The following is a 25,075-nucleotide window of genomic DNA, read 5'->3' as shown; positions in this document are numbered from 1 at the left end:
CGACACGGGGCCCGCTGATGACAGGCGGTCTGGCGGCCTCGCGGCCAGGCAGCACGGCGCCTCAGGGCGCCAGCTTGAACCCCAGATCCACGCCCCACTTATCGGTTTCGCGCAACCATTTGGCGCCGCAACTCAAGCAACGGAAGTGGTCTTCGCGGCTTTCCTCGCGGCCTTTCTGCGTCGGGTTGGTGAATCCCTGATGCCCCAGATGGGCATGCGGTGCCACGCCGGCAAGACCGGGGTGGATGCGTTGGCAAGCCAAGCACATAACGCTCATTGATGCTTCCCCACAAACATAGTTACTAAATTGTAAGGGATTTCACCAATGTTTTTCTATTAAAACCTATCGTCGATTAAACAAAAATTGTTAACGGAACAATTAAACAACGACTGGCAACGCCGCCAGGCAGGTCGCCAGATGGTAGGGCGAGGTCGACGGCATATCGGCGCGCGTCACCTCGCCGCCGCCGTCCAGGCATTCGTACCAGCCGCCGTCATGCAGGAAGCGGCCCCGGAAGACGGCCAGCGCCTCGGCCAGCGCCGGCCGATCGTCCAGCACCGCCAGGACCCGCAGGTATTCGGTCTGGGCCCAGATCCGGCGGGTATCGTCCAGCACCGCGCCCCGTTCATCCAGGGCCGCCAGCACTCCCCCCCCATCCACCCCATGGGCGCGGGCCCAATGGACGCCCCGCGGCAGCGACTCGACCAGGTCCAGCCCATCGAACACCTCGGCCGACTCGCGCACCAGCGACAGCCACTCGAACTGGTGGCCCGGCTCGATGCGATTGCCGGCCGTGCCTAGCGGCATTTCGGCAATGCACTGCGTCGGCGCGCTCACGAAGGATTGGGTCATGGCCTGCGCCAGGCCACGCAGGCGCGTGGCGAACAAGGCCGGCTCGGCCACCTGGGCCGCGGCCAGATAGGCCTCGGTCAGGTGCATCATGGGATTCTGCGCCGGTCCGCGCAGCGGCTGGCGCCCGTCCGGGCTCAGGGCGGCGAGGTACAGCCCGTCGCCACCGCGAAAGCGCGCCTCGATGTTCTCGGCCGTGGCCAACAACAATTTGCGCGCATCGGCGTTGCGCGAGCGCCGGAAATACGCGGCGCAGGCGAATACGATGAAAGCGTGGGTATAGAGATCCTGGCTCGCGTCGAGCGGCCGTCCTTGCGCGTCGACGCTGTAGTGCCAACCGCCATGCGTCTCGTCGCGGAACACGCGGCGCAACGACGCGAACAGCCGGTCGGCGTGCGCGCTGGCGGCGGCGCCCGGCGCGCCGGCATAGACATACAACTGGCGCGCGCACGCCATGGCGCGATAGCGCTCGACAGGCAGCGGCGTGCCGGTGGCAGCATCCAGGGATTCGAAGGGCAGACCCAACGCGTCATTGAAACCCCGCCCCATCCACATGGGCAGGATGACGGTGTCGAAATGCTCGCGGAAAGCGTTGATGTGCTCCGCCAGTGCGGAGTTGGTCTGTGCGGCAGTCATCTTGGAACGACGCAGGTCCGATAAGGACCGCTTGTTATGGAGCAGCGACGATAACCGAAATTTCCGCCGCCATCTCTGGAACGTCATCCTGATTGTCATGCGCCACACAGACCGGTACAGCCGTTCAACTTCCTTCGGCGCGGACGCGCCTAGCGGAAGATGTTTTCCTCGACCCAGTTCTGCGCGAAGACTTCCGCGCGATCACGTGCCTCATCCAGAGAGGCGCAGTTGCCCAAGTGGGAAAACGCGGCATCCACTTCGGTGCCGCCCTCAGCCGTTACCGTCAGCAATACGCCATATCCGCCGGTATCCATGGCCGCTGTGGAAACGTCGATCAGTACTTCCTGGTCACGATGCTGCATGTGCTACCTCCCAGTCGGCTACCTAAACGCGTGAACCACGCGTGACGAGGCGGGTGCAGAACTCCCGCGCAATGAATAGACCTGAATTCGTCACGCAAGTTCATCTTACCGGCGGCGCGCAGCGCGCGATACGTCCGGACGCTGCCAAATCGAACAAACCGTCTCAGGAAATTCCCGTAGGCCGCCCCGATAGGCGTCCATCTGACGACACATGGCGCGAACATTCGCAAGAAATGGACGAAATCCCGCCACACGGCGCTTCGTCACAAACGTGTCGTGGTTACGGGACCAAGGGGGCAAAGCGGACAGGGAAAGGCCCGCGGGCCGGCGCGCGTGCTAGCGCAAATGCATGGCGCCGGGCTCTTCCATGCGCAGCGCCAGCTTGCCTTTCTCGGTGATGCGCCAGGCGCCATCCGGGCCCGGGTCGATGCACCGCAAGGTCTGCAGCGCCTCGGCCACATGCGCGGGCACATCGGCCTGGACGGCGCCCGGATCCGAATTATCGGCAACGACGCGCAGCCAGTGACCCAGCTCACCCTTTTCGAAACGATGCAATGCCATGCGTGACTCTCAGTTGAATGCGCCAACGATAGCACGCCGCGCCGCGGCCCTCCCTATGACGGCCGCAGCGCCAGGGGACGCTTCAGGCGCGCCGCCAGCGCCGACGCCGCCACGCTCAGCGCGATCAGGCCCAGCCCCAGCCCCAGGTCCGGCGAAATGCGTTCCCGGAACACCACCGACGACACCAGCAGGCCGATGACCGGCACGCACAGCATGGCGATCGACGTCGCCACCGGCGGCAGCTTCTGCGTCATGCCAAGCACCACGATGAAAGTCAGCGCGGTCGCCAGCGGGCCGGTATACAGGATCACCGGCCAGGCGTCCGCTACGCCCAGGAAGGTCGGCGCGCCGTCGCGCAGCCAGGCCAGCGCCGCCAGCGGGACACTGGCGATCGCGGTCTGCCAGGGAATCATGTCGGCGCCCAGCCGCACGTGGCGGCTGCCGCGCAGCTGGATGATGTTGCAGGCCCAGGCAAACGAAGCGCCCAGCAGCATCGCCAGGCCGATCACGGTATGCGCCTGCCACGGACTGAAGGCCGGCGCCACGATCACGCCAATGCCCGCGTAGCTGAGCCCGACGGCAAGCCACTGCGCCGCCGACAAGCGCTCCTTGAGCACCAGCCACGACAGCGGAATCACCCAGATCGAGGTCGCGTAGGCGATCACCGAGGCCCGCCCCGGCGCCACGTACTGCAGGGCCCACAGCGCCAGCGCGGTGAACGCGCCCATCTGCATCAACGCCACGCCCGCCACCAGCGGCCATTCCTGGCGCGTCGGCAATCGCAGCCGGCCCAGCAGCGCCAGCACCGCCACGCTGATCAGCGCGGCCGACCCGAAGCGGCTGGCCGCCAGCCAGAGCGGACTCATGTGCGCCAGCCCCAGCTTCATGACGGGCCAATTGCCGCCCCAGATCATCACCGCCCCCGCCAGGGGCAGGAATTTGCGAAAAGTGCCCTGCTGACTCATTGCTGCCACATCTACCGCTTGAATATTCCGTCTCTTGGCTTATTTGCCAAACAAAGGAATAGTCTATAGGGTAAACCCCAGCATATTTCACCTCAATTCAACCCAGGAACGGGCATACTCGGCACAAACGAACTGCCTATCCACGAACAACCTGCCTGTTATGCCGGAAATCAACCTGGATGCCACCGACATCCGCATCCTCAACGAGCTCCAGCGCGATGCGCGCCTGACCAACGTCGAGCTGGCCGCGCGCGTCAATCTGTCGGCCTCGCCCTGCCTGGCGCGGGTGCGCCGGCTGGAAACCGAAGGGCTGATCGACCGCCGCGTCACGCTGCTCAATGCGCGCAAGCTGGGCCTGAAGGTGAATGTGTTCATCCAGATCTCGCTGGACAAGCAACGCAAGACCGCGCTCGATGTGTTCGAGCGCGAGATCGCCGTGTTGCCCGAGATCATGGAGTGCTATTTGATGTCCGGCGATGCCGACTACCTGATCCGTGCGCTGGTGCCCGACGTCGATGCGCTCGAGCGCCTGATCGTCGAACACATCACCCGCATTCCCGGCGTGGCCAGCATCCGTTCCAGCTTCGCACTCAAGCAGGTGCTCTACACCACCGCGGTGCCGCTCGGCTAGCCTGCCGTCGCGTCCCGCCGCGCTTGCGGGAACACGCCGCCGGGCCGACAATGAAATGCGTCCGGCTTCAGGCAGAAGCCGCCCCCTTCATCGCTTGGCAAGGAGTCCAACATGCCAGAAACCGATTGGTTCCCCGGCAGCACGCTGCCCGATCGTCAGGGCTACTTCGAGGTGGCATTCGACACCGGAGAAACCGAGATCACGCGCTACGGCATGCTCGGCTGGGAACCCGCCGAGGAACGCGGCCGCATCCTGCGCTGGCGCGGCCTCGACCCGAAAATCGAAGCCGCCGAAATCGAACGCGAGAACGCCGTGCGCAGCCATGGCGACGACATCCTGCGCTGACACGCGCCCCCTCAATGCAAAACGCCGCGGCCTGAAGCCGCGGCGTTTTGCTTGGCGCCGCGACGGCCGCGCGGGCCGCCCCGGTTGCCATCGCCATCACATATCGATCTTCGCGATCTTGGTGCCTTCGAGCGACACGCCCGCCATCAGGCCGCCATTGTTGAGCACGAACCCCACCACCGGCTGTTGCGCCGTATTGGTGTCGATGCGGCCATTGGCGCCGATGTTGACCACCGCGACGGTGGCGTCCGCGCCCACCGTCCAGCCGTTGCTGTTGCGGAATTTGTTCAGGGCCTCGTCGGTCATGAACAACACGAACATCGCCTTGGACTGCGCGCCGGCCTGGAAGCCGATCGAACCCGCGGTCGTGCTGTAGTAGCCGGCATTGGCGCCGCCCACCCGCAGCACGCCCTTGCCGTGCTCGGCGCCGATGAAGAAGCTGCCGCTCAGCACATCCGGGAAGATCAGCACCCCTTTGGCGCGCGCCACCAGGTCCTTCGATTGCGGCGCGGCTTCATACAGCTTGCCCAAAGACGCGTTGGCCGCGCTGTTGATCGACTGGCGCTGCTCCGCCGCGGACGCGCTCGATTGCGGCGTGGTGGTGGTGCACCCGGCAAACAACAGGCCGGCCACGCCGATGGTCGCCGCGGCCAGACCGGCACGGCGCAGGACAGGAAAAGTGTCGAACATGGAACTCTCCTTTTTGTTGTCATCCGTTGTCCACTGTACCGGCCCCAGGCGCCGGCGCAAGGCACATGATGTGATAAACGAAACAAAACCTACCGCCACGCACGGGCACGGGAGGCCCGTTCGAGCCTGGATCGGCGGCGTGTGCCACCCGGCACGGGACTCGCGGGTGAGCAACATTTGGTATGCCAATCCTCGTCTCGATACCGCCTTGCAAGCGGATCGACACCCGGACGCCGCCCCACCGCATTCAAAGAATTCCGTAGCGCGGCTCACCGGTGGCCGGGTCCACCGACACAATGCCCGACAGCACCAATTCGGCATGCCGTCGCGCCACCGCCGGATCGGCGAAGGTCACGAAACGCGGCAGCGGCCAGCGCTGCGGCAAGGCTGCCACGCCGGCCCGCGCCACGCTGATCTCTATCGCCAGCACCCCGGCGTCCAGACTCACCACTTCGCACTGCACCTCGAAGCCGTCGATGTGACGCTGCGGCCACAAGTCCATATCCTGCGCTCCCGAAATCCGCTTGTTCCGGAGCGCAATATGCCAAGAAAAAACAGGCTTGAAAAGCAATGTTTTCAAGGGGTTATGACGTACTAGAAGCCGTGGTGCAAACGCATCTGGACAAACCATGAAAGGCCGCTTTTCCGCACCCTTCCGGCGCCGCTTTCGGCGGTCGTTTTTGGCCAGCTCAACGCGCCGGCGGATGGATCCATTGCGCGTCCCACAATGCCTCGCCGCGTTCCAGTGTCGCGGCCAGCGCCTGTTTGCGGCGCAGCGCCACCGCCGCCAGCAGAGCATTGCAGAGCGACAGCGCCGCCACATACGAATCGAACGGCGACGCGCTGGAGGTGCGCGCCAGCAGCACGTGGTGTGCCTGCGCCGCGGCCGGTGCCGCCGCCGTATCGGTCACCAGCACTACCTTGCCTCCACGCTCCCTGAACACCTTGATCGCCTTGGCGGCAGCCACCGAATAACGCCGGAACGTGAACGCCAGCAGCACATCCTGCTCGTCCAGCCACAGCAACTGGTCTTCCAGGAACAGAGGGCCCGCCCCGGTCAGGGCGCGCACGCCGGGCAGGCACAGGTTCAGGTAGAGCGCCATGTGACTGGCCAGCGGCGCCGCCTGGCGCAAGCCCAGCACATGCACGCGCGCGCGCCGCTGCGTCAACAGGCGCACCGCGGCCTCGAATGCCGTCGCGTCGATCGCGGCATAGGTCGTTTCCAGGTTGTGCTGGTCATGCAGCAGGGCATTGCGCAGACAAGCCTGCGCCGATGGATTGTCCAGACCGACGGCGTCGGCCCGCTCCCCTGGCGAAGCCAGCCGCGCGGTGAGTTCGGCGCGCGCCTGCATCTGCGCCTGGGCATAGCTGTCGTAGCCCAGCTTGGCCAACAGGCGCACCACGGTGGAAGCACTGGTACCGACATTGCGCGCCAGCGCCGTGGCGGATTCGAGCAGTCCCTGGGGATAGCGTGCCAGCATGTCCTCGACCAGGCGCCGTTCGGTCTTGGTCAGTTTCTTGTCGTAGGCGGCGATGCGCTGATGCAGATTCACGATGCGGACGACTCCCTGGAAACGAAGCGCGGACGGCGCCCTAGGTGATAACCCCAAACCAAACAATTTTCATTGCAGACTATATTTCATTCTGCAATGGATATTGCAGAATAGACCGAACCGATCGTCCCCACAAGAGAGCTTCATGAAGCACCCCTCCGAGGCCTTGTCGCCCGCCCGCCGCCAACTGCTGCTCGCGGGCATGGCCGCCGCCCTGCTGCCCCTGTCCGCACGCGCCGACACCTATCCGTCGCGCCCCATTACCCTGGTGGTGCCCTTCCCCGCCGGCGGCTCCGTCGACCTGGCCGGCCGGCTCTACGCCGACGTGCTGGGCAAGATCCTGGGCGTCACCATCGTGGTCGAGAACCGTGACGGCGCCGGCGGCGCAATCGGCAGCCAGCGCGTGGCGCGCGCCAAGCCCGATGGCTATACGCTGGTCGCCTCGTCGCAAAGCTCGCACTTGGCCAACCCCTTGATGCATCCCAACCTCGGCTACGACCCGATCAAGGACTTCGTTTCGATCTCGCAACTGGCACGCTCGCCCAACGTGCTGGTGACCAGCGCCGCCTTGCCCGTCAAGAATTTCGCCGAATTCATCGACTACCTGAAAGCGCGCCCCGATGAGGTCCACTTCGCCACCGCCGGCGTCGGCAGCATGGGCCAGCTCAACGCCGAACTGCTCAAGCACACGCTGCAGGTCGGCGCGGTGCACGTGCCCTATCGCGGCGGCGCGCCGCTGCTGAACGCGCTGCTGTCCAACGAGGCCCAGTTCGCGCTCGACAACCTGGCGCCGTTCCTGCCGCACATCCAGGTCGGCAAGATGCGCGCGCTGGCGGTGGCCGCGCCCAAGCGCTTGCCATCGCTGCCCGACGTGCCCACCTTTGCCGAACTGGGCTATCCCGTGCTCAACTCCATGTCGTGGATCGGATTGGCCGCACCGGCCGGCACGCCGCCCGCCATCCAGCAGAAACTGCTGGATGCGGTGCAAACCGCCGTGCGCCAGGACACCACGAGACAATCCCTGGAAAAAAGCGGCGCCCTGCCGCCCGAACTGCAAACTCCCCAACAATTCACCGATATGATGTCGCAGCGCCTGGCCTTGTACAAAGACCTGATCGACCGCGCCGGCATCCGCCCGGAATAGGTTCCCTGCCATGTCCAACCCCGCTTTCGCTCCCGACACCGCGCCGCTCGAAGTCCTGCCGCGCGACCTTTCCGCCTATCGCCAGGGCAACACCGGCATCGACTACGTGCATCGCTTCGAATCGGGCAAGCCCGGTCCGCACGTACTGATCAACGCCTTGACCCACGGCAACGAAATCTGCGGCATGGTGGCGGCCACGCATCTGCTCGATACGGCCGTGCGCCCGAAGATCGGCACGCTCACCGTCAGCTTCGCCAACATGGAGGCCTACGACGCGTTCGACATCGACAATCCCTACGAAAACCGCCAGTTGGTCCACAACCTGAACCGTATCTGGTCGCCCGAATGGCTCGACGGCAATGAACAAAGCCCGGAACTGCGGCGCGCGCGCGAACTGCGCCCGGTGCTGGACGCAGCCGACTACGTGCTCGACATCCACTCCACCCGCGCGCCGGTGCAGCCGTTCTGGGTCTATCCCGAGATGGACCGCAATGCCGCGCTGGCGGCCGCAGTCGGCGCGCCGGCGGTGCAACTGGTGATGCCGGCCGGCCGCTTTCCCGGCACCGGCGTGCTGAACTACGGCCGCCATGGCGATCCCGCTTCCAACAGCGGCGGCGCGCTGGTGGTCGAATGCGGCCAGCACTTCGCGCAATCGGCCGCCACGCTCGCCACCGATGTCACGTTGCGCTTCCTGTCGCACCTCGGCCTGATCGACGCGCCCGCCCGCCACGCGCCCGCGACGCCGGCACAACCGTTTCGCCTGCTGGAAGTGCATATGGTCAAGTCCGACGACTTCAGCTTCACGCGGCCGCTGCTCGGCTTCGAGGTGTTCGACAAAGGCGAACTCATCGGCATCAACGCCGGCGAAGAAATCCGCTCGCCTTGCGATAACTGCACCATCTTCATGCCAACCCGCATGCCCATCGTCGGCCGCGAAGCGGTGTATCTGACCGAACCCATGTAGGGGAAAGCGGGCGGCCCCTGAAGCACACCGCCGCCGGCGTTCAGCGGCGGCAGGATTGCCAGGCCAGGGCGATCCGCCAGCGGCCGGCGGCGCAGCGCCTTGAACGCCGCGCCGGCCACATGGCGAGCACGCTGCCGGCCAGGCGCTGACTCACAGGTCGGGAATCAAGCGCTTGCCCAGGCTGATCACCTCGTCCTGCTGGAATCCCAGGCTGGCGTAGAAGTCCTTCACCGCCATGTTGCCCGCGCGGATCAGCAGGTTGACCTTGGGGCACCCCATCTCCAGGAACTTGCGCTCCAGCGCCCGCATCAGCGCCGACGCATAGCCGCGGCGCTGATGCGCCGGCGACACCGCCAGATAGTTGACCCAGCCGCGGTGGCCGTCATATCCGCCCATCAGGGTGCCGACAAGGGCGCCGTCCGCCTCGCCGACCAGGAACAGGTCGGGCTGCACAGTCAACTTGCGCGCCACGTCCTTGCGCGGATCATTCCAGGGCCGCGTCAGCCCGCAATCGATCCACAGTTGGATGACGGCGGCTTCATCCGCCGGACGGAAAGACCGGATGGCCAGTTCAGGATGCTTCATGCTTCGTTCCTCTCCAAGGGAAAAACGAAGGCCGGGCGCTACGCCCTCGATGGCTGCAAAGCAAGGCGCGCATGCCGCGCCAACAGAAAGGCCACGAGGGGTATCGTGGCCTTCTGGTGGGAACACCGGGGATCCGGCGTTCGAACACGGCTTGCCACTCAACGCAGGCGTCGAGTGACTCGTCGGTTGTCGGCCCGGGCCGGCATGGCCGGCGGGGCAAATTGGATGCGGTTCATGGCAGCCAGCATACACGGCACGGACATGCCGCGACAAGATCGCGCAACGCGGCTCAGGCTGCAGCGGGCGGCGGCAGCGTGCCCTCCATCACCACCACCGCCTGACCCGCCACGCCGGCCCATACGCCATCCGGACGCACCTCGGCATGCGCCAGCAACAGGCTGGCGCGCCCCATGTCCACCCCTTGGCCCACCCGCAGGCGCAGCGCGCCTGCGCCGCGCAGGGCTGCCCGCAATGCCGTCATGGCTCCGGTCGCGCTACCGGTGGCCGGGTCCTCGGTCATACGGCCGGTGAACATGCGCGCCTGGATATCCGTGGGCCCCAGCGCCGCATCGTCGCGGCAGTCGGTGGTATAGGCATAGATGGAACGCGCGCCGTCCAACGGCAGCAACGCCGCATAGCCCGCCGGGTCCGGCGTCGCGCGGCGCAGCGCAGCACGACTGGCCAGTTGCGCCACCAGGAAGATCAATCCCACCGACACCACCTGCGGCGCGTGCTCGGACAACTGGATATCTTCCGGCGCCAGGCTCAACGCGCGCGCCACGGCCTCGGCCGTCACCTGGCTGGCGCGCGTCAGCGGTTGCGGCGCGGCCAACTCGGCGCCGCGCAAACCGCCATCCTCGCCATAGCGCAAATCGATGCGCACCAGACCCGCCGCTTCCTCGAACACAAACCGTGCCGGCGCCGGCTGGCCCGCCGCGATCATCTCGCGCGCCAGCACCACGGCCGTTCCCACATTGGGATGCCCGGCGAACGGCACCTCGCGGTCGGGCGTGAAAATACGCACCCAGGCGGTGTGCTCCGCATCACGCGGCGGCAACACGAAACTGGTCTCCGAATAATTGAATTCGCGCGCGATGCGCTGCATCTGCCCGGTATCGAGCCCCTCCGCCTGCAGCACCACCGCCAAGGGATTGCCTTGGTAAGCATGTTCGGTGAAGACATCGGCGGTGACGTAGCGGTAGCGCATGCGGGCTCCTGGAATCGGCTGGCGGATGCGCAAAATTATGCGTGCCGTCTTCGCTCCACGACAGGCACAGAGCCACTCAAATCAAGGCATAACAGGCAGCGCCAGACGGCGCGCCCGCCGGCTGCGGCAGCGAACCAGCGGGACCGCCTCGCCGCGCCTGCGTTCAATCGAACACGGGGCGAAAGAAACTGCGCTCGTAGCTGAGAATGCAGCGCGTGTCCTCGGCGTACTGGAATGCGGCCTGGCATTGCGGATCCGCCATCGACTGCTGGCGATAGCGCTCGTACTCGGCCAGGCTGGGAAACGTGAACAACGCCAGCGCGATATTGTTGGCCCCTTCGGACGGCAGGAAATAACCATGGTGCGTGCCGCCGAACTTCTCGACCAGCACAATCCACATCTTGCCGTAGGCTTCGAATTCCTTGAGACGGCTGGGGTCGATGACGTAGCGCAGATAGCAGGTGACCATGAAGACTCCGTAGCGGATGGATGAGGCGCGAACGCGCCGCGGCATCCTAGCGCGCGGGATAAAATCTGGTCAATCGCCCCACCGCGGTGGCTGCAAGTCTAGTATCCGCATACGATGCGCCGAGACCACCTGACACGCCCATGTCCGCGGATACCCCCGCCAAATGCAAAGACAGCTAGTTCGACGGCAGCAGCAAGACCAGGGCTTCACCTTTATCCAGCGCCGACCGGGCGGAAACGTCAGACAGCGTGATAACGAATTCGCCGCCGCGCTTTACCGTCAGGCTATTGAAGACGTGCGGCGTCCGGTCGATGTACGCCGCCAAGGCCGTGAATGCGAAATCCTTGCCCGTATCGTTCTTGACCCGAATCACGAACTTCAGATCCAACCCGCCCACGGGCGATCGCTTTTGCGCATTGATAATGCGGGCCTTCACCTGGTCCGGAACGCTGACTCGCAGCAAGGCCTTCTCGTTCGATATCAGATTGATATGGGAAGGCGATGCCGGCTTGCCATCCAGGTCCTTGTCGAGAAATATCGGTACAGAGAACCGCACATAGGAATCAAATCCCTTGCGGAAGCATTCTTGATATTTGGCGTCGGAGAAAATACCCGGCATCGCCTTTTGGACGTCCTGCACCGAGGTCGACGGCAGGCGCGAATCCTCATGGCTTTGGCAGCTCGGCACCTCCACATACAAATTGCCCGGTAGTTGCTTGCTGGGCGCGGTCAGTAAATCAGAAAGGCTGACCGCCGTCTCGACCGTGGTCTTGCATCCGGAAATCAAGGCGGCAACGCATGCCAGCACGGCAATTCTCTTCATCCTCGACATTTTTTCTCCATGCGGCCTGCAACGAATGGCGCTACCCGTGGCCTGATTAATAAAAAGCAGAGCGCCTGGATTCTAACCATCAATAACAAATTACGTCCAATCGACTAATCGCCCGATAAATGTGGCAGATCGAGGCGGCGCCTTGAAGGCACCGATGCCGTTGAAGAAAATGGCGGAATTTACCGCAACATATCTACAAATAGCGGTGACCGTACCCACGGCCTCAATGAAGGATTCCCATGGGCGGATCCTGCTCACCGTACTCAACGAGAACCGCGATTCCAGCGTAAAACGCCTGGCGGAGTCGTACAAAATCTGGGGGCAGGTCAAGGTCACCCCCTTACCGCATGCCCTTCCGCATCGCATGACTGGCATGCCGTGAAGGTGCATCTCGTCTGAGAGAGGGCGTGGCTGGCAGCCAACAACGAGCAGAGGTGTAGCCTCCAGCGCCAACAACGGGCTTACGAATCAACGCCACGCCCTTCGGTAGCCGACCACGGCGGGTCGAGTCATTTTAGGAGGCTAGCCGCCACACCTGCCAAGAATGCTAAATTGGGGGCAGACAGTAATGGAGGCTACATGACCGAACGCGCCATTATCCGAAAAGGGGACCGCACCTCGCACGGCGGGACTGTGGTGGAAGGCCACCCAATTTCAATGCTTCTCGGGCGAGAAATCGCCTTGGTCGGCCACAAGGTCATGTGCCCGAAATGCAAAGGAGCATTTCCCATCCTCCCTGACCCTGGGCGCAATCATTCCTTCATGGGCAACGACACCGCTGTAGAAGGGATGCGTACCGCATGTGGGGCAGTATTAATTGCCTCGCAAATGGTGGCGCGCATCAGCGAGGCCGAGGGATTGTCAGATCCCGCGAGCGACCCAACGCCGCAAAGCGAGACGCTCTGCCAAGAATGCCTGGAGTCCGCCGCACGCACCGCGGCAACGACCGTGGCTCGAGGGTAGCCTGGTGACGGACCAGATAGAGCAATACCTCACCTCTCGCCAGCAGCAGACAACGTATCCCCTGAGAATGTATGGCCTGGTGGACAGACTGCTATATGCTGATATTTCGCCCGATCTGGGTTTGTTCCGCTCCGCATCTTGCATCGCGCTGTTCGATGGAACCGCTGACGCAGCGCTGGCCAACGCTGGTCCTTGGCTTCTGGACTGCACGGGCGACTCAGATTCTCATATGGCTTCGCTGCTACAACTTGGCGATAGCGAGATCGGGTGCGTGTGGATTATCAGCGGCTACGCGGCAGAAGACTTGGCAGTGGCGTTGCGTGCGCGACTGAATGTACGCATGCCAAATGGTTCCACCGCACTGCTGCGCTACTACGATGCAAGGATCACGAGCGACATAGCCGCTATCTTGACGCCCGCTCAACGCGCCTGGTTCTTTGCGCCGGCTCAAGATTGGCTGGTGCAGCGCAACGGGCAACTCACCACGATTCACCAGACTCATGCAGCTTGAACTCACCCCACAACAGGTCGAAGGCCTGTGCGCGATCGACTCAAGGGGCTTTGTCGAGGCCATAACACAGGACATTCTGCGGGACTATCCAGGCCTTTCTCCCGGCGGGTTATCAGAGCGGCTTAACACTGCATTAGCCCAGGCACGCGCCATGGGAATTGAAGAGGACGCCAATCTCGTTGATTTCCTCAGAACTGAAGCGCTGGTGCCGGGGTTTTACAAGCAGCCCGGCTTGCTTCGCTGGATGGACAAGCCTGGACGCCCGGCGGATCAACGATTTCATGACTTCATCCAGGTGATGCAATGGCAATTACGCCATAGCGCTGACCCGCAAAAGACGGAGTAAAGCTATATGCCAGGACCGTTGGCAATTCCCCTAGCGGGTTGGATCGCGGAGGCCATTGCTGCGGCACTCGCCCGAGCCGCGGCAAGCGCTGCAGCAGGCGCGGTACTGGGCGGTGTTGCCACCTTGCCGGGCGATACGCCGCGGGAGGATGGCGAAGCCAAACCCACGGCCCCTGCTTTGCCAAGAACAGGGGAGCCCTGCCAAAAGTGCCCGCCCGATCTGGGGAGGAAAGTCAGGCGCAGGCACGGCGCGAATTGGAATGCCTACACATACCAGGCTCGGGTTACCGGATACGACTACGACACAGAACAGTGCCTATGGAGTGATGAATGGAATTGGGTAGGGACGGCCCTAGGCATTCCCTTTGATATCGACTTTGACGGATTCATCTCTGCCGAGTGCCTGCTGCAGGAGGCCAAAGGTGACTACGATCAGTTCATCGGAGATGATGGCAAATCTGAACCCTGGTTCGGCGGCTTCAAAAAAATGTCTGAGATCATCGAACGACAGGCCTCGGCTGTTCACTCCAATCCACCGACAAAACTCCGTTGGTATTTCCAAACACCAAAAACCAGAGAACGGATGCTGCCCATATTGCAGCGATATCGCGTGAATTCTATTTACTATCCGTGAGCGCAACCCATGCTTATTACTGCTCAATTCCGAGACCCCTCACTACGTTCGGACGATTTCTCCTTGCAAATAGAAAAGCTGTTCCCCATAACAGCAGCGATAGACAAGCAGACGAAGAACCCTAGCACGTGGTATGCGCAGGGAGATAGCCTCGAGGAGGCGTTACTCTATCCCGTCTTTGATGGCCACGCGCCATCGAATGCGATTCTTGCTGTACTGAGGCATCGATATGGAAAAGATTCCACAGTCACGCACGTCGCAATATGGAACGGGGCGAAAGAGCGCAACGACGGAATTTCCGCATCGATCCAAGTTGGCAGCGGATTCTTTCCCTGCTCGTTGGATGTTGAGTCAATGAACGACTCGCTCTTCGAAACTGCCGAAAAAATGGCTGCTATCACCCAGATCATTGTTAACGTTCTGCAGCCGCAGTATGTCTCCGTCGAACCACGGGCTTATACCGCCAAGAAGGTCTTTGAGGACAAGCCTGGCGTGGGCTGGATGCTGTACTTGCCGCAAGTAATCACTGCTCAGCAAGTTCCGGAAGCCCAGGCGTTGATTCCCGTACCCGCTTCGGGAAAGACGCAGACTGGCACTATCATCGTCAGTGTCGCGAAAGAGGTGTTTTCGGTCGACAACCCCGAGCATATCGAATTGGCGAATCATATCGAGATGCGCTTGGTAGATCAGGATTTGTTGCCGCGCTACGCCGACCTATAGTTCTGCCTACGGGGTCGAAGCAGGAGCCTCTTCAGCCAACGCTACCAAGTCATGGCCTGCGGCGTGGCGGGTGACGCACACTCAGCGTAGCCACGCTTGGCAGGCTTGCAGTTGCGCCGTCAATTGCTGGATACCGGCCCGGAGGGCGAAATAATCCGATCGAGCAGAGGGATCAAGTTCGGCGCCGGCTCCATGATCCACGCGGGCGCCGCGGCAGGCGGCACGGACGTGCAGCCGTTGGCGCCCAGCATCAACATCAAGCCCGCTGGCCATCGTCTTGAATCTGCGCATTGCGCATCCCTCCAAACGCGAGAACGCTCTGGACGCGATCGTCAGCGAGAACGAAGCCCTCACGGCCGATACACCGCTGGGGCGCGCCGAGAAGATGCGCCAACACCTTGCCCTGGGCAAAGATGAAGACCAGATTGCGGTCATCTACAACTGCACGGTCGCCACGGTCCGCGACACCTGAGCCCTGCTGGATAGCCCAAAGGTCGTCCAGAACGCCATCGAGACGGTTCAGATCACCCTCACCCATGTCGGGGCATTGGTGAAGCTCAAACCCCATGAGCAACGTGCCAAGGTGGCCGAATTGGTCGCGGCCGGGAAGAACGCCACGCCCCACCAGCGAAACCGAAAGCAGGCCGCAGTCTTGGGCGAGCGGCCCCGCGTGAAATCCCGCAAGCAGATTCAAGCCGCGCTAGCCAAAGCCACGGGCGAGTATGCCGCCGCCCTGCATTGGGTACTGGGCGAGGAGCAAGGAGCCACTGAATGAACGCCAAATGCAAACGCGTAACCAAGCTACCCCGCAAACAGCGCAGCGAGCTTTCGATTCTCTTCAGCCCGCTCGTCTGGATCGGTCCAGCATTTTCCGCAGGCGCCGAGATAGCTGGTCACCCCAAAAGCATCCAGCGCTTCACGGCTGCTGAACCTCCTCCAGTTCTCAGGCTTCCGTTCATGCGTTCCACAGCGGCCGACTTCATGCGCGGTGTAGCTGCCCTTCGGGTCACCTTTGTCAGTCCGCCGAACGTTGATGCGATAGCTTTCTTTTTTCATTGCAAAACTCCGCACGCGGAAAAATGGTATTGGGGAATCGCATCCCAACGAGGTATCGAGATGACCAGCCAGCACGCCGGCCCGGCCGGCAAGCTACCCAGAGAACGGCCGCTCGCCAAGACTCGATTGGAAGCGAAGCAAATACCCGTCTGGATCTTGAACCAAGAACTGGTGAACCCCAACCTCAACAGCATCCCGGCGATACCACTTTTCTTCAGGTTGCATGAAGAGCGGCCATCCGACTTGCGCCAGATTATCAAGAAGCGGGCCCAATTCAGGCACCTCAATCTCGAAATTCACCCCTCTGCCCAAGGGCGCCTCGAGCGGCGCGGTGATCCACTTCCTGCCATCACCGAGCTCTTCAAGCATGACCTGGGAGCCATTGAGGTCCAAATATACAAAGCCCTCTTCATCTCGACTATAGGCAATGGAAAAGCCGCAGAGATCTACCCAAAACCTTTTACTCGCCGCCATGTTGCTGATGATCAATTCCGGCACAAGCTTCGCACGACGAAATTCCAAGTTCAGCCCCTTCGAAAGCAGTTGAGAGATCTGCTCGCATCATACCCGCGCGATCGACAGGGCGATGAAATGACCGGCTCGAACACGAGAGTCCAGGCAGAACAACGGCGCCGGCGCCTCAGATGCTATCCCTGGTGGTGGGTAATGGAATTTAGGAGCATCCGATAAATGCCGGACGCTCAACCGCGATTCATACGACTGGGAAACCCTACCCCTTGTCGTGGGAGGAGCAGGCCATGCTTTTTAAAGAGCTACCCGACCACCTTCAGGCCATGGCCTTATACAAGGTGAATGCGGCTGACGTGCCGGAGGAGGATCGCAAGGCACTACTGGGCCACACCGATGGAAGTATCACGTCGCACTACTCTGCGGCCGAGCTGACCAAGCTGATCGAGTATGCAAATCGCATCGCAGCAACCGACACGCGCAGTCCGGCGTTGACGGTGCTCAAGCGAGGGGCGGCTTTAACGGGGAAGTCCCCGCAAAAGTCCCCAAAATGAGAAAGGGGGTTAGTGATTACTATCACTAACCCCCTAGGGTATTGCTGGTCGGGACGGCGGGATTCGAACTCGCGACCCCTTGCACCCCATGCAAGTGCGCTACCAGGCTGCGCTACGCCCCGAAAGAAAAAGAGTATAGCAGACCTAAAAAATGTTTGCACGCATTGGTGCAAAAAAAGTGCCGAATACTCGAAAAATCTGCGTGCCCCGCGCGATGCCTGCATCTCTCTCATGCAAGGCGCGCGCATGGCTCGCAAGGTACTGAACGTTGAACGTCGGGACGCCGCTCAGGCCGTGGCGCTGGCGCTCACCGCGTTGCCGGCCGAAGCCGGCGCGGCCGTGCCGAGCGCCTCGCCCAGCATCGCCGACACATTGCCCAGTTCGGCGCGCAGCGCCTGCATCTCGGCACCGCTCAGACGCACCGCCGCGTCCTGGTCGTGCGGCGTGTCGCGCGCATCGCCCAGGCGGTTGCGCGCGCCGCTGATGGTGAAGCCCTGCTCGTACAGCAAGGAACGGATACGGCGAATCAGCAGCACTTCGTGATGCTGGTAATAGCGGCGGTTGCCGCGCCGCTTCACCGGCTTGAGCTGCGTGAATTCCTGTTCCCAGTACCGCAGGACGTGCGGCTTGACTCCGCACAACTCGCTGACCTCACCGATGGTGAAGTAACGCTTGGCGGGAATGGGCGGTAAGGTAACGGTGGATTCGGTACGTGTCATAAGAGAATTCTATGCCGCGATGCGTCGAGAGCCGATAACAATTACCGACAAAGCGTATCACTCCTCGGCGTCGGGCGCTGCGGGAGCGGCCTGCTCCACCACGCTCTTGAGTTTCTGACTCGCGTGGAACGTGACCACGCGGCGTGCGGCGATGGGGATGGTCTCGCCGGTCTTGGGGTTGCGCCCCGGACGCGGCGGCTTGTCGCGCACCTGGAAATTTCCGAAGCCCGAGAGCTTGACGGAATCGCCACGCGCCAAGGCGTCGCGGATTTCCTCGAAGAACGTGTCGACGATGTCCTTGGCTTCGCGTTTGTTCAGGCCGACCCGCTCAAAGAGCAGTTCGGCCAGCTCGGCCTTGGTCAGGGTGCGCGGCTCGGCAAGCATACGGTTCCCCATGGTTCAAGCGCGCTGGCGCGCGCCGTGGGCACTGACCAAAGCGTCTTTGATGCGCGCCAGGCAGTCGGCCACCCGGGCTTCGTCCAGTGTGACCTCAGTGTCCTGTAGCCAGAAACGGAACGCAAGGCTTTTCTCGGCCACGGGCTGGTCGCCCTGGGCCTTTTCGCGCCACACATCGAACAGGCGCACGTCCCGCACCACGGCCAGCTGCGGATCGGCCTTGACCGTTGCGGCCACCGTGTCCAGCATGGACTGAACCGTCACCGGCGCGTCGACCCACAGGGCCAGGTCGCGCACCACCACGGGCTGGCGCGACAGTTCGCGCACCTGCGGCAGCTCGCCTGCGGACAGGGCCTGCACGTCCAGTTCGAACACCACCGGCGCGTTCGCCAGATCGGCTTGCTGCGCCCAGCGCGGGTGCAGTTCACCGATAAAGCCGACCGCCGCGCCATCCAGCGTGATGCGGGCGCTGCGGCCCGGATGCAGCGCCGGATGGACCATGGCCTCGAAGCGCAGGCGGGCGCCACGCGCGCCGAAAAGCGCCTGTACGTCCATCTTGACGTCGAAGAAATCGACCTGGCGCGCGGGCACGCCCCACTGCTCTTCCACCGCCGGGCCCCAGGCGGCGCCCGCCAGCTTGAGCGGCTGGCGCACGCCGGCCACTTCCAGCGGGCCGTCCAGGGCCGAGGCATCGCGCATGAACACGCGGCCCAGCTCGAACAGGCGCACGCGCGTCTGCTTGCGATTGGCGTTGTGGCGGATGTTGGCCACCAGGCCAGCGATCAGGCTCGATCGCATCACCGACAGGTGGCTGGCAATCGGGTTGACCAGCTTGACCGGCGTATCGTTGCCGGCGTAGTCGCGCTCCCACTCGGCTTCGACGAAGCTGTAGTTGACGACTTCCTGGTAGTCCTGCGCGGCAGCCAGGCGGCGCAGCGCATGCGGGCCGCGGCGCACTTCCGGCTGCGAGAACATCTTGGCGCGCGCCATCGGCGGCACCGTGGGGATGTTCTCGAAGCCATGGATGCGGGCCACTTCCTCGATCAGATCTTCCTCGATTTCGAGGTCGAAGCGGTACGACGGCGGGGTGACGATGAAATCATCGCCGTCAAGCGTGAATTCCAGACCCAGACTGCCGAAGATCCTGGCGACTTCGGCCTGCGCGACGGGTACGCCCAGCACGCGATGGCAACGCGCCAGGCGCATGCGCACCGGCTCGCGCGTGGGCAGGTTGACGATCTGGTCATCCAGCGGACCGGCCTGGCCGCCGCAGATATCGACGATCAGGCGCGTGATGAATTCGATGTGCTGCGGGATCGTGGCGAAGTCCACGCCGCGCTCGCCGCGGTGGCTGGCCTCGGAGCTGAACTTGTAGCGGCGCGCGCGGCCGGCCAGCGATTGCGGCCACCAGAATGCGGCTTCCAGGTAGATGTTCTGCGTGTCGAGCGTGACCGAGGTGGCCTCGCCGCCCATGATGCCGGCCAGGCTTTCGACCTGGTCGCCGGCCACCACCACGCCGACCTTCGAATCCAGCGTGACCGTCTGGCCGTTCAGCAGTTCCAGCGTTTCGCCTTCGCGCGCCCAGCGCACCGACAGGTCGCCACGAATCTTGTCCAGGTCGAACACGTGCGACGGACGGCCCAGTTCCAGCATGACGTAGTTGGAGATGTCCACCAGCGCCGACACCGAACGTTGGCCGGCGCGCTCCAGACGCGTCTTCATCCAGTCGGGGGTCTGCGCGCGGGCATTGACGCCACGGATCACGCGGCCGCCGAAGCGGCCGCACAGGTCGGGCGCCTCGACCGTCACGGGCAGGCGTTCATCCAGCGTCACCGGCACGGCCTTGGCGGTGGGCACCGACAGCGGCGCGCCGGTCAGCGCGGCGACTTCGCGCGCCACACCCAGGATCGACAGGCAGTCGGCGCGGTTGGGCGTCATCTTCAAGGTGAAGATGGTGTCATCCAGGTCGAGCGCTTCGCGGATCGACTGGCCCGGCACCAGGTCGGCCGGCAGTTCCAGCAACCCGGCATGATCCTGCGACAGGCCCAGCTCTCGCGCCGAGCACAACATGCCCGACGATTGCACGCCGCGCATTTTGGCCACGCCGATCTTCATGCCGCCAGGCAGTTCGGCGCCGACGCGGGCCAGCGGCACCTTCAGGCCGGCGGCCGCATTAGGCGCGCCGCAGACGATCTGCAACAGCGAGCCGGAGCCGTCATCGACCTGGCAGACGCGCAGCTTGTCGGCATCGGGATGCGGAGCGATCTCGACGATGTGCGCGACCACCACGCCCGTGAACGCGGGCGCGGCCGGCACGGCGTCTTCGACTTCCAGGCCGGCCATGGTGAGCCGGTGCGCGAGTTCATCGGTTGCGATCGGAGGATTGACCAGCGTACGCAGCCAGGATTCAGGAAATTGCATGATCTAGCCGTCTGTTATTCGTTGAACTGGCGCAGGAAGCGCAAATCGCCTTCGTAGAACTGGCGCAGGTCGTTGACGCCGTAGCGCAGCATCGTCAGGCGCTCGAGTCCGGAGCCGAAGGCAAAGCCGATATAGCGTTCCGGGTCCAGGCCGAAGTTGCGCACCACCTGCGGGTGCACCTGGCCCGAGCCGGAGATCTCCAGCCAGCGGCCGCGGTTCGGGCCCGACGTGAACATCATGTCGATTTCGGCCGACGGTTCGGTGAACGGGAAGAACGACGGGCGGAAACGCACGACGAGATCGTCGCTTTCGAAGAAGCAACGCAGGAAATCGGTATACACGCCCTTCAGGTCGGCGAACGAGATGTCCTCGGCGATCCAGAGCCCTTCCACTTGGTGGAACATGGGCGAGTGCGTGGCGTCGCTGTCGACGCGGTAGGTGCGCCCCGGCGCAATGACCTTGATGGGCGGCTTGTGCATGCGAGCGTAACGCACCTGCATAGGGCTGGTGTGCGTGCGCAGCAGCAGCGGCAGGCCGTCGGCGTCTTTCATGTCGACGTAGAACGTGTCCTGCATGGAACGCGCCGGATGGTCCAGCGGGTTGTTGAGCGCGGTGAAATTGGTCCAGTCGTTCTCGACTTCGGGGCCGTCGGCCACGTCAAAGCCGATGGAGCGGAAGATCTCTTCGACACGCTCCCAGGTCCGGATGACCGGATGGATGCCGCCCGGCACACGGCCGCGGCCCGGCAGCGATACATCAATGGTTTCGGAGGCCAGGCGGGCATCGAGCTCCGCTTGCGCCAATGCGGCGCGGCGCAGCGTCAGAAGCTCCTCGACCTTCTGCTTGGCCTGATTGATCCGGGCGCCCATGTCACGCTTCTGTTCGGGATCGAGCTTGCCCAGGCCTTTGAGCAGGACCGTCAGCGCGCCATCCTTGCCCAGGAAGCGGGCCTTTGCATTTTCGAGCGCGGCGGCGTCGGTAGCCGCGGCGAACCGTTCTTGCGCCTGGGAAACCAGGTCATCAACCGATTGAGTCATGAAATCCAGCCTTCAAAACGCAAACGGGGCCTTTACAGCCCCGTTTGCAGCGATGCGCGATGAGTTAAAGCGCGCGATCAGGCAGCCAAGGCAGCCTTGGCTTGCTGCACGATGGCGGCAAAGCCGGCCTTGTCGCGCACGGCCAGATCGGCCAGGACCTTGCGGTCGAGTTCGATCGCAGCCTTCTTCAGGCCAGCGATGAACACGCTGTAGCTGACGCCATGTTCGCGGACCGCGGCGTTGATACGCGTGATCCACAGCGCGCGGAAGGTGCGCTTCTTGTTGCGGCGGTCGCGGTAGGCGTATTGGCCAGCGCGCATGACCGCTTGCTTGGCGATACGGAACACATTACCGCGGCGGCCACGGTAACCCTTGGCGGCGGAAATGACTTTCTTGTGACGTGCGCGGGCGGTAACGCCGCGTTTGACGCGAGGCATAGTAGATCTCCCTTAGATCAAGCGAAAGGCATCATGGCTTTCACGGAAGCCACGTTGGTCTCGTGAACCGCCGCAGAACCGCGCAGTTGACGCTTGTTCTTGGTGGTCTTCTTGGTCAGGATGTGACGCTTGAACGCCTGACCACGCTTGATGGATCCGCTGCCGCGAACCTGAAAGCGCTTTGCGGCGCTTTTCTTGGTTTTCATCTTGGGCATGATGATTCCCTAAACTGAAACGCATTGTTGATTTACATGACGCGAGGTGCTTGTCGCAAGGCGGTTGGCGCCGCGCCAGCCACAAGGGCGGGAACGTTCGGCCTACACCATTGCGGCAAAACTTGAGGACCTCTTGCCACTTCTGGGGTACTGCTTTGGGGTACTGCTTTGGGTTACTGCTCTGGGGTTACTGCTTTTGGCGTACTGCAAACCACGTACTGCCATAACCACCCCCCAACCGGGAAACACCACCAGGGCGCTCCCGGCTTTCAGGCCCACTTTCAGGCCCTTCCCCCGGCGGCCGCGGCAAAAAAGATAGCCTGGATCCGGGAAAGCCTTTGATTATATGGTGATTTCCCTGAGTTTGTCGAGCCGGCGCGCACATCCGGAGCGTAGGCCCCGACATAAGCAGGGACGGAACCGACAGCGACGGCGGACGGCCTCGGGAAAGACCTGCCATCATAGCCCTGACCGGCGGTACTGCACCGCCTGGGCCACGTGACTGGCCGCCAGCGTGTCCGCCCCATCCAGATCGGCAATGGTGCGGGCGACGCGCAAGGCGCGATGCAAGGCCCTGCCGGAGCCGGCCAGCTGCCGCATCGCCTGCAGCAGCAATGCCTGCGCGGCTGGCTCGAGCACGCAATGACGCTCTAGTTCGGCCCCGGCCAGGCCGGCGTTGGGCTTGCCCTGGCGCGCCAACTGGCGTTCGCGGCAATGCGCCACCCGTGCCCGGACCGGCGCCGAGGCTTCGCCCGGCGCGCCCTGCAGGCTGTCAAGATCGGGCGGCGGCAGGGTCACATGCAGGTCGATGCGGTCCAGCAGCGGCCCCGAGACCTTGCCGGCATAGCGCGCCACCTGATCCGGCGTGCACTGACAGGCGCGGCGGGGGTGCCCGCGCCACCCGCAAGGGCACGGATTCATCGCGGCCACCAGTTGGAAGCAGGCGGGGAATTGCGCGGTATGCAGAGCGCGGGCGATGATCACCCTGCCCGTCTCCAGCGGCTCGCGCAGCGCCTCGAGCGTGCGCCGGCTGAATTCGGGCAACTCGTCCAGGAACAGCACGCCATGATGGGCCAGACTGATCTCGCCGGGCCGCGGCCGGCCGCCGCCGCCCACCAGGGCGAAGGCCGACGCCGAATGGTGCGGCGCGCGGAACGGCGGCGTGCCCATGCGCGTATCCGGCGCGCCCGCCAGCGCGGCGATTGCCGCGACCTCGAGCGCCTGGGTGCGCGCCAGCGGCGGCAACAACCCCGGCAGGCGTGCGGCCAGCATGCTCTTGCCAGCCCCGGGCGGCCCCACCATCAACAAGCTGTGGCCGCCGGCCGCCGCGACCTCCAGGGCGCGCCGCGCCCCAGGCTGGCCGTGCACGTCCGACAGGCAGGGTGCGGGCGGGGCCTCGGGCCAGGCGGCCGGCATCGCGTCCGGCAAGCGGCACAGGCCCGCGACATGGGCCGCCACATCCGCCAGGCTGCGCGCCGACAGCACCCGCAGCCCCTCCACCCAGGCCGCCTGCTCGGCACTGCCGGCGGGCAGGATCAGCGTGGCGCCGGGCGACTCGCGCGCCACGCTCAGCGCAATCACCAGCGCGGCGGAGACAGGCACCAGCGCCCCCGTCAGCGACAGTTCGCCCGCCAGCACCAGGCCGGCCAGCAGCGGATCGGGCGCGGCCTCGGCCACGCCCCTTTCCGCCGCGTCCGCTTCGCCCTGCTGCGCCAACTGCCCCGCCGCCAGCAGCAGGCCGACGGCGATGGGCAGATCGAAACGGCCGGACTCCTTGGGAATATCGGCCGGAGACAGATTGACCGTGATGCGGCCGGCGGGGAAATTGAAGCCGCTATTGATGATGGCTGCGCGCACGCGCTCGCGGCTCTCGCGCACCTCGGTATCCGGCAGGCCCACCACATTGAAACTGGGCAGGCCCGGCCCAAGGTGGGTCTCGACCCGCACCGCGTGGGCGTGCAGGCCGCAGAGGGTGCGGCTGGCGATTACGGCAAGCGTCAAGGCGGTCTCCGGTAACGATCGAAGACCAGTATGCCGAAAACGAATACGGCCGCGATTGCGGCCGTGGCAAAAACATCCCGCGCCGATTACTTGTCCAGGGCGGACAGGCGCGACTCCAGCTGCTCGACCGTGGCGGCCAGTTGATCGACGCGCGCACGGGTGCGCGCCAGCAGGTCGGCCTGCACGTCGAACTCTTCGCGGGTGACCAGGTCGAGTTTCGAAAACGTCTGCGTCATCATGGCGCGCACATTGCGCTCGACGTCCGCCGCCGGGCTGCGGGCGATCAGGTCGGAAATGTTCTTCTGGATGTCTTCCATCCACTGGGTGCGGTTGTTCATAGCGGCCTCACGTGTTCTCGATCCCTTAAGTGTAGTGCTTTCCCGACATCGGCCGCGGGCAAAAAAAAGGGCGGGCCGCATGCGGTGACCGCCCATCAAAGCACAGGAGAAAACCGGGCCGCCTTGGGAGCGACCCCCTACCAACATCGTTACGGACAACCCATCTGCGTTGCCGACTGCGCGAACAGATCGGCCGACTGCTTGCACTGCGCCGCCAACTGCGTCTTGTCGCTGATCGTCGCCCACTGGGTCTTGGCGGCATCGAGCTGCTGCTTGAAGCTGGCCGCTGCGGGATTGGAAGCGCCAAGCTTGTCCATGCAGGCGCTGACCTTGGTCAGGTAAGCATCACATTCGGCCGGCAAGGCGGCGGACGCGCCAGCAGGCGCACCCGAGCCGGACGGCGCGGTGGTGGCCGGCGGCGTGCTGGCCGCGGGCGGCGTCACAGCCGCGGGCGGCGTGCTGGCCG

At 63.9% G+C, this 25,075-nt stretch carries 37 protein-coding genes and 1 tRNA gene; 13 read left to right on the top strand and 25 right to left on the bottom strand.

Annotated elements, in window-relative coordinates; translation table 11 throughout:
- Positions 1 to 61: 61 nt before the first annotated feature.
- The 5 genes from HV701_RS03440 to HV701_RS03420 all read right to left on the bottom strand — a co-directional run bounded on the left by HV701_RS03440 (position 62) and on the right by HV701_RS03420 (position 3,374).
- Positions 62 to 277, bottom strand: coding sequence for a hypothetical protein (locus HV701_RS03440; RefSeq protein WP_175131684.1), 216 nt, complete (start codon positions 275 to 277; stop codon positions 62 to 64).
- 102 nt (positions 278 to 379) lie between these two features.
- A complete protein-coding gene (locus tag HV701_RS03435) occupies positions 380 to 1,486 on the bottom strand; it encodes an AGE family epimerase/isomerase (protein ID WP_175131683.1) in 1,107 nt (368 codons plus the stop codon).
- Between the two features lie 149 nt (positions 1,487 to 1,635).
- Complete coding sequence (locus HV701_RS03430) at positions 1,636 to 1,848, bottom strand: hypothetical protein (protein WP_008159938.1); 213 nt, start codon at positions 1,846 to 1,848, stop codon at positions 1,636 to 1,638.
- Between the two features lie 336 nt (positions 1,849 to 2,184).
- Entirely contained in the window at positions 2,185 to 2,409 is a 225-nt protein-coding gene (locus HV701_RS03425; RefSeq protein ID WP_175131682.1) for a hypothetical protein, read from the bottom strand.
- Between the two features lie 53 nt (positions 2,410 to 2,462).
- On the bottom strand, positions 2,463 to 3,374 hold the full coding sequence (locus HV701_RS03420) for a DMT family transporter (RefSeq protein ID WP_175131681.1): 912 nt from the start codon (positions 3,372 to 3,374) through the stop codon (positions 2,463 to 2,465).
- 160 nt (positions 3,375 to 3,534) lie between these two features.
- Between HV701_RS03420 and HV701_RS03415 the strand changes: the two genes are divergently transcribed.
- Entirely contained in the window at positions 3,535 to 4,005 is a 471-nt protein-coding gene (locus HV701_RS03415) for an Lrp/AsnC family transcriptional regulator (RefSeq protein WP_175131680.1), read from the top strand.
- 111 nt (positions 4,006 to 4,116) lie between these two features.
- Complete coding sequence (locus tag HV701_RS03410) at positions 4,117 to 4,350, top strand: hypothetical protein (RefSeq protein ID WP_175131679.1); 234 nt, start codon at positions 4,117 to 4,119, stop codon at positions 4,348 to 4,350.
- A gap of 96 nt (positions 4,351 to 4,446) precedes the next feature.
- Here the strand turns inward: HV701_RS03410 and HV701_RS03405 are convergent, their stop codons facing one another.
- The 3 genes from HV701_RS03405 to HV701_RS03395 all read right to left on the bottom strand — a co-directional run bounded on the left by HV701_RS03405 (position 4,447) and on the right by HV701_RS03395 (position 6,593).
- A complete protein-coding gene (locus tag HV701_RS03405) occupies positions 4,447 to 5,040 on the bottom strand; it encodes a BPSL1445 family SYLF domain-containing lipoprotein (RefSeq protein WP_175131678.1) in 594 nt (197 codons plus the stop codon).
- 247 nt (positions 5,041 to 5,287) lie between these two features.
- Positions 5,288 to 5,542, bottom strand: a complete 255-nt coding sequence (locus HV701_RS03400) for a hypothetical protein (RefSeq protein ID WP_175131677.1) — start codon at positions 5,540 to 5,542, stop codon at positions 5,288 to 5,290.
- Between the two features lie 187 nt (positions 5,543 to 5,729).
- Positions 5,730 to 6,593 (bottom strand): MurR/RpiR family transcriptional regulator, encoded by an 864-nt coding sequence (locus tag HV701_RS03395; protein WP_175131676.1) that lies wholly within the window; start codon positions 6,591 to 6,593, stop codon positions 5,730 to 5,732.
- A gap of 145 nt (positions 6,594 to 6,738) precedes the next feature.
- On the opposite strand from HV701_RS03395, the gene HV701_RS03390 reads away from it, so the two are divergent.
- Positions 6,739 to 7,737, top strand: a complete 999-nt coding sequence (locus tag HV701_RS03390; RefSeq protein ID WP_175131675.1) for a Bug family tripartite tricarboxylate transporter substrate binding protein — start codon at positions 6,739 to 6,741, stop codon at positions 7,735 to 7,737.
- A 10-nt stretch (positions 7,738 to 7,747) separates the two neighbouring features.
- Positions 7,748 to 8,701, top strand: coding sequence for a M14 family metallopeptidase (locus HV701_RS03385; protein WP_175131674.1), 954 nt, complete (start codon positions 7,748 to 7,750; stop codon positions 8,699 to 8,701).
- Between the two features lie 150 nt (positions 8,702 to 8,851).
- Here the strand turns inward: HV701_RS03385 and HV701_RS03380 are convergent, their stop codons facing one another.
- The 4 genes from HV701_RS03380 to HV701_RS03365 form a co-directional block, all read right to left on the bottom strand.
- A complete protein-coding gene (locus tag HV701_RS03380; protein ID WP_175131673.1) occupies positions 8,852 to 9,286 on the bottom strand; it encodes a GNAT family acetyltransferase in 435 nt (144 codons plus the stop codon).
- 289 nt (positions 9,287 to 9,575) lie between these two features.
- Positions 9,576 to 10,493, bottom strand: a complete 918-nt coding sequence (locus HV701_RS03375) for a PhzF family phenazine biosynthesis protein (RefSeq protein ID WP_175131672.1) — start codon at positions 10,491 to 10,493, stop codon at positions 9,576 to 9,578.
- A 163-nt stretch (positions 10,494 to 10,656) separates the two neighbouring features.
- The gene (locus HV701_RS03370) at positions 10,657 to 10,962 is read right to left on the bottom strand and encodes an NIPSNAP family protein (RefSeq protein ID WP_175131671.1); all 306 of its coding nucleotides are present in this window, start codon (positions 10,960 to 10,962) and stop codon (positions 10,657 to 10,659) included.
- Between the two features lie 175 nt (positions 10,963 to 11,137).
- On the bottom strand, positions 11,138 to 11,785 hold the full coding sequence (locus HV701_RS03365; RefSeq protein ID WP_236756839.1) for a DUF7424 family protein: 648 nt from the start codon (positions 11,783 to 11,785) through the stop codon (positions 11,138 to 11,140).
- A 163-nt stretch (positions 11,786 to 11,948) separates the two neighbouring features.
- Here HV701_RS03365 and HV701_RS03360 point away from each other — a divergent pair, with 163 nt between their 5' ends.
- The 6 genes from HV701_RS03360 (at position 11,949) to HV701_RS03335 (ending at position 14,967) form a co-directional block, all read left to right on the top strand.
- Entirely contained in the window at positions 11,949 to 12,176 is a 228-nt protein-coding gene (locus tag HV701_RS03360; protein WP_175131669.1) for a hypothetical protein, read from the top strand.
- A gap of 197 nt (positions 12,177 to 12,373) precedes the next feature.
- On the top strand, positions 12,374 to 12,757 hold the full coding sequence (locus HV701_RS03355) for a PAAR domain-containing protein (RefSeq protein ID WP_175131668.1): 384 nt from the start codon (positions 12,374 to 12,376) through the stop codon (positions 12,755 to 12,757).
- A 4-nt stretch (positions 12,758 to 12,761) separates the two neighbouring features.
- Positions 12,762 to 13,268, top strand: a complete 507-nt coding sequence (locus HV701_RS03350; protein ID WP_254595097.1) for a DUF4123 domain-containing protein — start codon at positions 12,762 to 12,764, stop codon at positions 13,266 to 13,268.
- On the top strand, positions 13,258 to 13,614 hold the full coding sequence (locus HV701_RS03345; RefSeq protein WP_175131667.1) for a hypothetical protein: 357 nt from the start codon (positions 13,258 to 13,260) through the stop codon (positions 13,612 to 13,614). The genes HV701_RS03350 and HV701_RS03345 overlap by 11 nt, the downstream gene beginning before the upstream one ends.
- A gap of 6 nt (positions 13,615 to 13,620) precedes the next feature.
- Complete coding sequence (locus HV701_RS03340; RefSeq protein ID WP_175131666.1) at positions 13,621 to 14,247, top strand: restriction endonuclease fold toxin 5 domain-containing protein; 627 nt, start codon at positions 13,621 to 13,623, stop codon at positions 14,245 to 14,247.
- Positions 14,248 to 14,256: 9 nt separating this feature from the next.
- Positions 14,257 to 14,967 carry an immunity 52 family protein gene (locus tag HV701_RS03335; RefSeq protein ID WP_175131665.1) on the top strand — a complete coding sequence of 237 codons (711 nt, stop codon included), beginning with the start codon at positions 14,257 to 14,259 and terminating at the stop codon, positions 14,965 to 14,967.
- A gap of 81 nt (positions 14,968 to 15,048) precedes the next feature.
- On the opposite strand, the gene HV701_RS27010 is transcribed toward HV701_RS03335, so the two are convergent.
- On the bottom strand, positions 15,049 to 15,240 hold the full coding sequence (locus tag HV701_RS27010; RefSeq protein ID WP_420867805.1) for a lysis system i-spanin subunit Rz: 192 nt from the start codon (positions 15,238 to 15,240) through the stop codon (positions 15,049 to 15,051).
- A gap of 4 nt (positions 15,241 to 15,244) precedes the next feature.
- On the opposite strand from HV701_RS27010, the gene HV701_RS26695 reads away from it, so the two are divergent.
- Together HV701_RS26695 and HV701_RS26690 are read left to right on the top strand one after the other, a co-directional pair.
- Entirely contained in the window at positions 15,245 to 15,439 is a 195-nt protein-coding gene (locus HV701_RS26695; RefSeq protein WP_236756842.1) for a hypothetical protein, read from the top strand.
- Positions 15,440 to 15,517: 78 nt separating this feature from the next.
- Positions 15,518 to 15,742 (top strand): hypothetical protein, encoded by a 225-nt coding sequence (locus tag HV701_RS26690; protein WP_236756843.1) that lies wholly within the window; start codon positions 15,518 to 15,520, stop codon positions 15,740 to 15,742.
- Positions 15,743 to 15,768: 26 nt separating this feature from the next.
- Here the strand turns inward: HV701_RS26690 and HV701_RS03320 are convergent, their stop codons facing one another.
- Both HV701_RS03320 and HV701_RS03315 read right to left on the bottom strand, forming a co-directional pair.
- Positions 15,769 to 16,023: a hypothetical protein gene (locus HV701_RS03320; protein WP_175131664.1), complete on the bottom strand. Its 255-nt coding sequence runs from the start codon at positions 16,021 to 16,023 to the stop codon at positions 15,769 to 15,771.
- Positions 16,024 to 16,116: 93 nt separating this feature from the next.
- Positions 16,117 to 16,545: a bleomycin resistance protein gene (locus HV701_RS03315; RefSeq protein ID WP_217467945.1), complete on the bottom strand. Its 429-nt coding sequence runs from the start codon at positions 16,543 to 16,545 to the stop codon at positions 16,117 to 16,119.
- Between the two features lie 236 nt (positions 16,546 to 16,781).
- On the opposite strand from HV701_RS03315, the gene HV701_RS03310 reads away from it, so the two are divergent.
- The gene (locus HV701_RS03310) at positions 16,782 to 17,045 is read left to right on the top strand and encodes a hypothetical protein (RefSeq protein ID WP_217467944.1); all 264 of its coding nucleotides are present in this window, start codon (positions 16,782 to 16,784) and stop codon (positions 17,043 to 17,045) included.
- Between the two features lie 45 nt (positions 17,046 to 17,090).
- On the opposite strand, the gene HV701_RS03305 is transcribed toward HV701_RS03310, so the two are convergent.
- The 10 genes from HV701_RS03305 to HV701_RS03260 form a co-directional block, all read right to left on the bottom strand.
- A tRNA-Pro gene (locus tag HV701_RS03305) sits at positions 17,091 to 17,167 on the bottom strand.
- A 165-nt stretch (positions 17,168 to 17,332) separates the two neighbouring features.
- On the bottom strand, positions 17,333 to 17,764 hold the full coding sequence (locus HV701_RS03300) for a MerR family transcriptional regulator (protein ID WP_175131663.1): 432 nt from the start codon (positions 17,762 to 17,764) through the stop codon (positions 17,333 to 17,335).
- Between the two features lie 57 nt (positions 17,765 to 17,821).
- A complete protein-coding gene (locus HV701_RS03295) occupies positions 17,822 to 18,160 on the bottom strand; it encodes an integration host factor subunit alpha (protein WP_175131662.1) in 339 nt (112 codons plus the stop codon).
- A gap of 3 nt (positions 18,161 to 18,163) precedes the next feature.
- Positions 18,164 to 20,581 carry a phenylalanine--tRNA ligase subunit beta gene (gene pheT, locus HV701_RS03290; RefSeq protein WP_175131661.1) on the bottom strand — a complete coding sequence of 806 codons (2,418 nt, stop codon included), beginning with the start codon at positions 20,579 to 20,581 and terminating at the stop codon, positions 18,164 to 18,166.
- 14 nt (positions 20,582 to 20,595) lie between these two features.
- Positions 20,596 to 21,618: a phenylalanine--tRNA ligase subunit alpha gene (pheS, locus tag HV701_RS03285; RefSeq protein ID WP_175131660.1), complete on the bottom strand. Its 1,023-nt coding sequence runs from the start codon at positions 21,616 to 21,618 to the stop codon at positions 20,596 to 20,598.
- A gap of 77 nt (positions 21,619 to 21,695) precedes the next feature.
- A complete protein-coding gene (rplT, locus tag HV701_RS03280; RefSeq protein WP_006387998.1) occupies positions 21,696 to 22,055 on the bottom strand; it encodes a 50S ribosomal protein L20 in 360 nt (119 codons plus the stop codon).
- A gap of 17 nt (positions 22,056 to 22,072) precedes the next feature.
- On the bottom strand, positions 22,073 to 22,270 hold the full coding sequence (gene rpmI, locus HV701_RS03275) for a 50S ribosomal protein L35 (RefSeq protein ID WP_006387997.1): 198 nt from the start codon (positions 22,268 to 22,270) through the stop codon (positions 22,073 to 22,075).
- 459 nt (positions 22,271 to 22,729) lie between these two features.
- Positions 22,730 to 24,271, bottom strand: coding sequence for a YifB family Mg chelatase-like AAA ATPase (locus HV701_RS03270; RefSeq protein ID WP_175131659.1), 1,542 nt, complete (start codon positions 24,269 to 24,271; stop codon positions 22,730 to 22,732).
- Positions 24,272 to 24,357: 86 nt separating this feature from the next.
- Positions 24,358 to 24,609 carry an accessory factor UbiK family protein gene (locus tag HV701_RS03265; RefSeq protein ID WP_175131658.1) on the bottom strand — a complete coding sequence of 84 codons (252 nt, stop codon included), beginning with the start codon at positions 24,607 to 24,609 and terminating at the stop codon, positions 24,358 to 24,360.
- A 149-nt stretch (positions 24,610 to 24,758) separates the two neighbouring features.
- The coding region (locus HV701_RS03260) for a DUF5339 family protein (protein ID WP_175131657.1) at positions 24,759 to 25,075 on the bottom strand (317 nt) is incomplete at its 5' end.

Origin of the sequence: Achromobacter pulmonis (assembly GCF_902859765.1) — a bacterium.
In the GTDB taxonomy this organism is placed as follows: domain Bacteria; phylum Pseudomonadota; class Gammaproteobacteria; order Burkholderiales; family Burkholderiaceae_B; genus Achromobacter; species Achromobacter pulmonis.
This window is presented reverse-complemented; position numbering and strand designations above follow the sequence as displayed.